This window comes from Paraburkholderia sp. SIMBA_054, from assembly GCF_046534875.1.
In the GTDB taxonomy this organism is placed as follows: Bacteria; Pseudomonadota; Gammaproteobacteria; order Burkholderiales; family Burkholderiaceae; genus Paraburkholderia; species Paraburkholderia hospita.
Genome location: NZ_JAWRXV010000005.1, coordinates 302,945 through 309,551, shown reverse-complemented (window position 1 = coordinate 309,551; position 6,607 = coordinate 302,945). Strand labels below are relative to the sequence as shown.

General features: G+C 57.4%; 8 protein-coding genes and 1 pseudogene. 2 read left to right on the top strand and 7 right to left on the bottom strand.

Annotation, left to right across the window (positions count from 1 at the left end; genetic code table 11):
• Nucleotides 1–84 precede the first annotated feature (84 nt).
• Together istA and istB are read left to right on the top strand one after the other, a co-directional pair.
• Nucleotides 85–1,422: pseudogene (istA, locus tag SB822_RS08795) on the top strand (IS21 family transposase); the annotation flags it as partial.
• Nucleotides 1,412–2,218, top strand: coding sequence for an IS21-like element helper ATPase IstB (gene istB / locus SB822_RS08790; RefSeq protein WP_410854485.1), 807 nt, complete (start codon nucleotides 1,412–1,414; stop codon nucleotides 2,216–2,218). The pseudogene istA and the gene istB, both read left to right, overlap by 11 nt.
• 47 nt (nucleotides 2,219–2,265) lie before the next feature.
• On the opposite strand, the gene SB822_RS08785 is transcribed toward istB, so the two are convergent.
• The 7 genes from SB822_RS08785 to SB822_RS08755 form a co-directional block, all read right to left on the bottom strand.
• Nucleotides 2,266–3,270, bottom strand: coding sequence for a pyridoxal phosphate-dependent aminotransferase (locus SB822_RS08785; RefSeq protein WP_410854484.1), 1,005 nt, complete (start codon nucleotides 3,268–3,270; stop codon nucleotides 2,266–2,268).
• Nucleotides 3,271–3,289: 19 nt separating this feature from the next.
• Complete coding sequence (locus tag SB822_RS08780; RefSeq protein ID WP_410854483.1) at nucleotides 3,290–3,643, bottom strand: hypothetical protein; 354 nt, start codon at nucleotides 3,641–3,643, stop codon at nucleotides 3,290–3,292.
• A 391-nt stretch (nucleotides 3,644–4,034) separates the two neighbouring features.
• A complete protein-coding gene (locus tag SB822_RS08775) occupies nucleotides 4,035–4,664 on the bottom strand; it encodes an RNA 2'-phosphotransferase (RefSeq protein ID WP_410854482.1) in 630 nt (209 codons plus the stop codon).
• A gap of 76 nt (nucleotides 4,665–4,740) precedes the next feature.
• Nucleotides 4,741–4,986, bottom strand: a complete 246-nt coding sequence (locus SB822_RS08770) for a helix-turn-helix domain-containing protein (RefSeq protein ID WP_410854481.1) — start codon at nucleotides 4,984–4,986, stop codon at nucleotides 4,741–4,743.
• Between the two features lie 31 nt (nucleotides 4,987–5,017).
• Entirely contained in the window at nucleotides 5,018–5,443 is a 426-nt protein-coding gene (locus SB822_RS08765) for a putative phosphothreonine lyase domain-containg protein (protein WP_410854480.1), read from the bottom strand.
• A 32-nt stretch (nucleotides 5,444–5,475) separates the two neighbouring features.
• Complete coding sequence (locus SB822_RS08760) at nucleotides 5,476–5,859, bottom strand: hypothetical protein (protein ID WP_410854479.1); 384 nt, start codon at nucleotides 5,857–5,859, stop codon at nucleotides 5,476–5,478.
• Nucleotides 5,860–5,870: 11 nt separating this feature from the next.
• Nucleotides 5,871–6,521 carry a hypothetical protein gene (locus tag SB822_RS08755; protein ID WP_410854478.1) on the bottom strand — a complete coding sequence of 217 codons (651 nt, stop codon included), beginning with the start codon at nucleotides 6,519–6,521 and terminating at the stop codon, nucleotides 5,871–5,873.
• Between the last annotated feature and the right edge of the window lie 86 nt (nucleotides 6,522–6,607).

Below are 6,607 nucleotides of genomic sequence, written 5' to 3'. Positions count from 1 at the left end.
TCCACTTAAAAAATAGGTGGACACGATCGTCGCTTCCTCGTCCTGTCGGTTCAAGGTGACATTGCCGGGGGCTTACGGTCTGAGCAGCTCCGCCTTTGGCTGGTCGCCGACACAAGACGTCCTAAGCGCGAGCGGCGTTCCGCCACCCAGATGCACGAAGATTTGCGGGCGGCGGGCTACGACGGCAGCTATGACCGCGTGTGTGCATTTGTTCGCAGCTGGAAACAGGAGCGCGACGCAGGAGCCCAGCGGGGTGCGTTCGTTCCGCTCGCATTCGAATATGGCGAAGCGTTCCAGTTCGACTGGAGTTGCGAATACGTCTTTATCGGTGGGCTTCGGCGCCGAATTGAAGTCGCGCATATGAAGCTGGCAGCAAGTCGCGCGTTCTGGCTGGTCGGCTATCACGCGCAGAGTCACGAGATGCTGTTCGATGCTCATGCGCGCGGGTTTGTTGCGTTCGGCGGCGTCCCGCGGCGCGGCATCTACGACAATATGAAGACAGCTGTCGACAGGGTCGGACCGGGCAAACAGCGGGCTATCAATGCCCGCTTCCACGCGATGTGCAGTCACTACCTGTTCGAGCCCGAGTTCTGCAACCGTGCGGCGGGCTGGGAAAAAGGCATCGTTGAGAAGAACGTACAGGACCGGCGTCGGCAGATATGGCACGAAGCAATACGCACCCGATGGGAATCGCTCGATGTCCTGAACGTATGGCTGGCTGAACGTTGCCGGCAAGCATGGCAGGAACTGCGTCATCCGCAGTGGCCTGAGCTGAGCGTGGCCGACGCCCTGGAGGACGAGCGCCCCCGCCTGATGCAGACGCCAAGACTGTTCGATGGATATATCGAGTTGCCATTGCGCGTCTCGCCTACCAGCCTGGTTCACTTCCAGCGCAACCGGTATAGCGTACCGACGGAATACGCCCATCACATCGTCAGCCTTCGAAGCTATCCCACGTATCTCAGCGTCGTCGCCGATGGCGTGGAGATTGCCCGCCATTCGCGAAGTTTCGACCGCTATCAGACTTTCTACGACTGGCAGCATTACATCAATCTGGTCGCCCGCAAGCCTGGAGCATTGAGGAATGGGGCGCCGTTTCAGATGATGCCGGAGCCAATGCAGCGTCTGCAGCGTCATCTGCTAAAGCAGGAAGGCGGAGACCGGGTGATGGTGCAGGTACTCGCTGCGACACCCGTGCATGGGCTGGAAGCAGTACTGGTTGCCGTGGAGCTTGCGCTGGAATTGGGCCGGCCAAGTGCAGAACACGTACTGAATATCCTGGCACGACTAAAAAGCCCGGCGGGCCGTCCGGGCGGTGTCGTCAAGACCGCGCTCACCCTGAACATTGAGCCGCTTGCCAACGTGCATCGCTACGAGCAGCTGCGTGCACAGCGCAATGAGGAGGACGGACATGTCGAATGAAACAGCAGCCCAGCTAAGGGTCCTGAAGCTTCACGGGATGGCGCAGGCATGGCCTGAACTCGTGGCGCAGGCCCGTCACGACCAATTTGAACCGGAGAGGTTTATGCAGATGCTGCTTAAGGCTGAGACTGCCGAGCGGTTGGTGCGGTCTATCAATTACCAGATGGGTGCCGCGAGATTCCCCGCCCATCGCGACCTTGCCGGTTTCGACTTCGAACAGGCAAATATCGACGAATTGCTCGTGCGCGAGCTACACACCCTCCGGTTCTCTGAGTCGGCTCAAAACATCGTGTTCATCGGAGGTCCTGGCACTGGCAAGACTCATCTGGCCACATCTATCGGCATTGAGGCCGTGCAGCATCATGCAAAGCGCGTGCGCTTCTACACAACGGTTGAACTGGTCAATCAACTGGAGGCCGAGAAAGCTGCAGGCAAGCCCGGGCAGCTGGCTAATCGTCTCATGTATGCCGACGTCGTCATTCTCGACGAGCTTGGCTATCTGCCGTTCACCGAGACGGGCGGAGCGCTCCTGTTTCACCTGTTCTCAAAGCTATATGAACGGACGAGCATCGTGGTGACGACCAATCTCAGTTTCACGGAATGGTCCAGCGTCTTCGGCGACCCCAAGATGACGACAGCGCTGCTCGACCGGTTCACGCACCATTGCCATATAGTTGAGACAGGAAATGATTCATGGCGCTTCAGGAACAGCACGGCAGGGCAGCCCGCTACGCGGGCTGCCCGAAAACCCTCACCTAAGCCTACAAAAGAGGAACAAATCGATACACCAGACTGACGTTTCAGCGCATCAGGGGTGGGTCAGTTTTAGATGCAAAACGTGGGTCAGTTTGCAGCGCAAATCAACACATCTTCTGATGTCGCGAAGGAGAAACGCAGATGTGGAGAGAGTCCATACGCGCTGCCGTCAAGCGTCGCCACTCTCGCTTCCTGGATTAGGTATTTCACAACGTCAACATCCGATGAAAGCACCGCACCAGCGGGCGTAGTCTTACCCATAAGGCCGGCCACCGACGGATAGAGGTAGAAGGCACCCGTGACTTCCCCAACTTCGAACCCGCGCGCCTCCTTCAGCAACTCTCGCATCAGCTTCCCGCGCTGCTGAAAAACCTTCGCAGCATAATGCGGCGCGTCCTGAGGCCCGCCGAACGCTTCGACTGCCGCAGCTTGACTGATTGCGCTGGGGCAGGTGGTCGTTTGGGTAATGAGCTTCGTGATTGCGTTGACGAGCTGGACCGGCCCCGCGCCATACCCGAGGCGCCAGCCGGTCATTGAGTAGCCTTTCAATGCGCCGTTCACGACCAGTGACCGTTCCTGGATAAACGGCATAGCTGCCACCGGTGACACATGCGTCGCACCGTTATAGACAAAGTGCTCGTAGATTTCGTCCGACATCACCCAGACATGCGGGTGACGCTCGAGAACCTGGCCGAGTTCGGCTAGTTCGCTACGGCTGTAGACCGCGCCTGTCGGGTTGTTGGGCGTATTCAGAATTAGCCATTTCGTTTTCGGCGTAATCGCTGCTTCCAGCTGCTCGGGCGAGAGCTTGAAACCGGACGAAGCATCGCTCGTCACGATAACAGGCACCCCGTCATTCACGACGACCATATCGGGATAGGAAACCCAATACGGCGCGTGAATGATGACCTCGTCCCCAGGATTCAGCGTGACCGAGAGCGCGAGGAAGATGATGTTTTTGCCACCGCTGCCAACAACGATGTTTTCCGGCTTGTAATCCAAACCGTTGTCGCGCGCCAACTTCTCCACGATGGTCTTGCGAAGCACGGGCGTGCCATTGGCTGCCGTGTATCGAGTCTGTCCACCGCGCATCGCCGCGACAGCCGACTCCCTATTCGTCGCCCTCACGCAGCAGCAGTTGTCGCGTGCGCTTCATGACCCAAGCCACCTCACGTTGCGACAAGTCCCATTCACCCGAGTCGACCTTCAATCTCGCGCCTTTGTCGGCGCGGTTCAACGCCACGTCTGGCGACAGCCCAGAGGTATTAATCTTCCGCGATACGTATGCGGACAGCTGACTAGCAAGGTCCTCACACGCGTCATAGCGAACCCAGAGCTGCTCCTCCGTGAGACCGCTTTGATAATGCCCGTCGACTTCGCGAACGAGAAGTTTGGGTTGAACCCCGGTTACAGAACCTAGATTCGGCTCTCTCGGAAAATCATCAGGCACACGTTGGTCTGTCATCTCGTTCTCTATAGCTGTGGCAACTGCCGAGTCGGGTTGACCATCAGACCCGCCTCGCATGTCGTCGCGTCGTGTGCGAATTTGCTCAGCGGAGCGCCTACAACTTGCTGCCGAGGCGCACCCGCACTAGGCGGTTGGCTGTGATTTACGAAATCTCACAACTGGGCGTCGAGCATTTTGAGCGTAGTAGCGGCAGCGCCTTCTAAACCGACTCCATGCGACGGTTTCGTGCTCGACTCCCGAAGGTTGATTCGAATGAGCCTCTGCGCCGAGAATCGTTCGCCGAAGCGTCGTACCGTTGGTATCGCTTTGGCGTACAGCTTCGACGTGGTTTGATGTTGCTGGCCGTCCCAAAACGCGCACTTTAGTACAAACTGGCGACAACGCGCCCTCATGAGCTTGGCCCCCGTTCGTCGGACGTCCACTTCGACAGGTATGCCCTCGGCACAGCAGGAGCAAGCCAAACTCCGTTATCCGACCGCGCGAAAGAGTACCCGTCAGCGTGCATCTGCGCTGCGTCCACCACCAATACCAGTGGTTGGCCGTGGCGAGCTCCTACGCGCGTCGCTGTGTTGACGTCCGTGCTCAGATGGACAGCGTGCCGGGTCCGAGGCGTCAATCCGTCAGCCGCGATACTCTCCCAGTTGCTCCACGGGGTGCCATGATAAAGAACAGCAGGCGGCTCCATATCGGCATATCCGAGGTCCACGCCTATCGAGTGACCCTGTGCCGCTCGTATCCGCAGGCCATCCTGAGATAACGAAAACCGCTGCTTCTCGTTTGTGGCCACGACCGCGAGGATGAGTTCTCTGGTCACTGTCGGCAATGTCCTCAGTCGCTTCGATGCGTTCGCATTGCGCGCAGTACGTTCTATTGCGCGTATCAGTTCATCGACAGACACCCAGCCCTGAAGGTCGAGGCGTATGCCGACCATCTCGGGCTCATGGCGCAAAATCTTCGAGAGAAGTCTGCTAACCGCGGCGTGGCCGGCCGCAACGCGTGAATCGGTATTCGTGTTCATGTAGATATACTTCCGCCGGAATGTCCCGAAACTTGCAGCGAAGCCAAGCTTTGAATCCTTAGCCAACTGGTTCCGCTCATTCGTTGTCACCTGTTGAAGCTTGGTAGACTTTTTCCGCAGCACGCTGGTGCGCCTGATAGGCCAGCACTGACGCCTTCGTCAGGAATCGGGTGTTCCCAGCTTTGTGGTGAAGCTTGAGTTTGTCTTGCTTGAGCAGCTTCACGACATGTGGACGGGAAACGAATAGGTGCTTCGCGGCTTCGGCGGTGGACATGAAATCGTCGGCGTCAGGCGGCGGTGGAATTTTCGCGCTCGTCGACATTGTGGCTCTCCGAATAGGTTGCTGCGCCTGGCTACGCACATAGGTACCACTCCCCAGAGCCGTAAATCCTGTTCCGTGTATCAGTGTCACGCTTGTAGCCGAGCTCCTTCACGAAGCCCAGCGACCGCAGCACTTCGCGGGCACGCATGATGTCGCGCCTATCGGCCCAATCGCGCGTGTAGACACAGATGACGTGCCCATCGTGACCCATGCTGCGCAGAGCGGTGGACACCTTGGCACACATCAGCTGGTCGTTCTCGATTGCGTGGCTAATTTTGCTCCACTCCTCGTCCACGTCGGTGGTGCTCGCAAAGATGCACCATTTACCTGTCGCATCGGTAGAGACAATATCGTGATAGCTCGGAGCTTTCTTGTGGTGCCAGTTGCAACTCAAGTCTTCAGAAGGCTTGTCCGATTTCCTGAACAATCGTTCTTCCACGCCAATTTCTTCCTTCATGGGAGCCTCCTCAGTCTCGCGCATCTCTCGTATCAATCTGTTTTGCTGAGCCTCGCGCGACATTGTTCCAGTTCCTTGCTGAGCTCATGTATTCGCGATTGCATGCCAGCCGCTTGTTTCAGCAACTGCGCGACTTCATGCCAGTAGGCATAACCCAAGTCCCCGTCGTCCAACCCCAATTGATGAAGCTTGCGGAGCGCAATGTCGAGGTCGATATGGCTTTCCACGCGCAGTTCTCCTTCCGTGCCATTCAAGGCGGGTTGGCCGTGCTCCTTATCTCGCAACCGTTGGAACACGACTCCTTCATTCACGTATCTTTTATTGATGCACAGCACGGCAAAAGTAAGCACGGCACTAGCTGCAGTTATGACCAGAAGTCCGTAGTTGTTGAGCGAGAACGTCAAGAGCGCTTTCATGGCCAACAGACTTATGAACTGGGGTCTTGTTCCGTCGGAAACAGCCGAGCGTATTGCTCCACGAAGCTTTTGGCTTCCTCCACTACCGGAGCGACATCTCCGGCCGATAGCCTCTGGAGCGGCGTAGCACCGTTAAAGGACGCGATTGGGGTCGTGAAAAAGTCGAACATTGTCCACGAGTGGGTTTTGCCAAGACCGCGTATGACCCTTCTGAAGTCGTCGCGAAAAATCGTGGTCGAGAGAAAAAACGCTGGGTAGTAGGCTTCGGGACCAAAGAAGACTGGAAATACTCTCTGCGATTCGACAAGCTTAGCCAGCTTCTTTTCTGTGAGGCCAGCCGAGGTGCAGAAGTCGTGCTTCCGAAGCACTTTTCCTTGGAGCACAAGCGGATAACGCTTCGTGTTGGCATCACGGTACCGAGGGGAAGGCTTCCTCTCCGGCGTCCGTTCGGCCTCAGGTCTGACGCGCTTGCGAAGCCTATCTTCCTCCTCGCTAAGCGCAGGGAAGTCGATGCCATAGACCATAGCCTGGCCAACGGCCTTGCAAAGATGATTCTTGAACATTCGGCCAAGGGCCGCGTCAGGAATTTCGAGCAGCGTTTCCGCGACTCTCGGGTCAAATAGGATGGCGGCAATCGCAGCGCGATTGATGATATGTTCCACCCATTCGTTTTGGCGCGATGTTTCGCTCTCTGTAGCACGCGTAGAGCGCGGCATGGTCATCCCTTACTTAAGCGAGACTTTTTGGG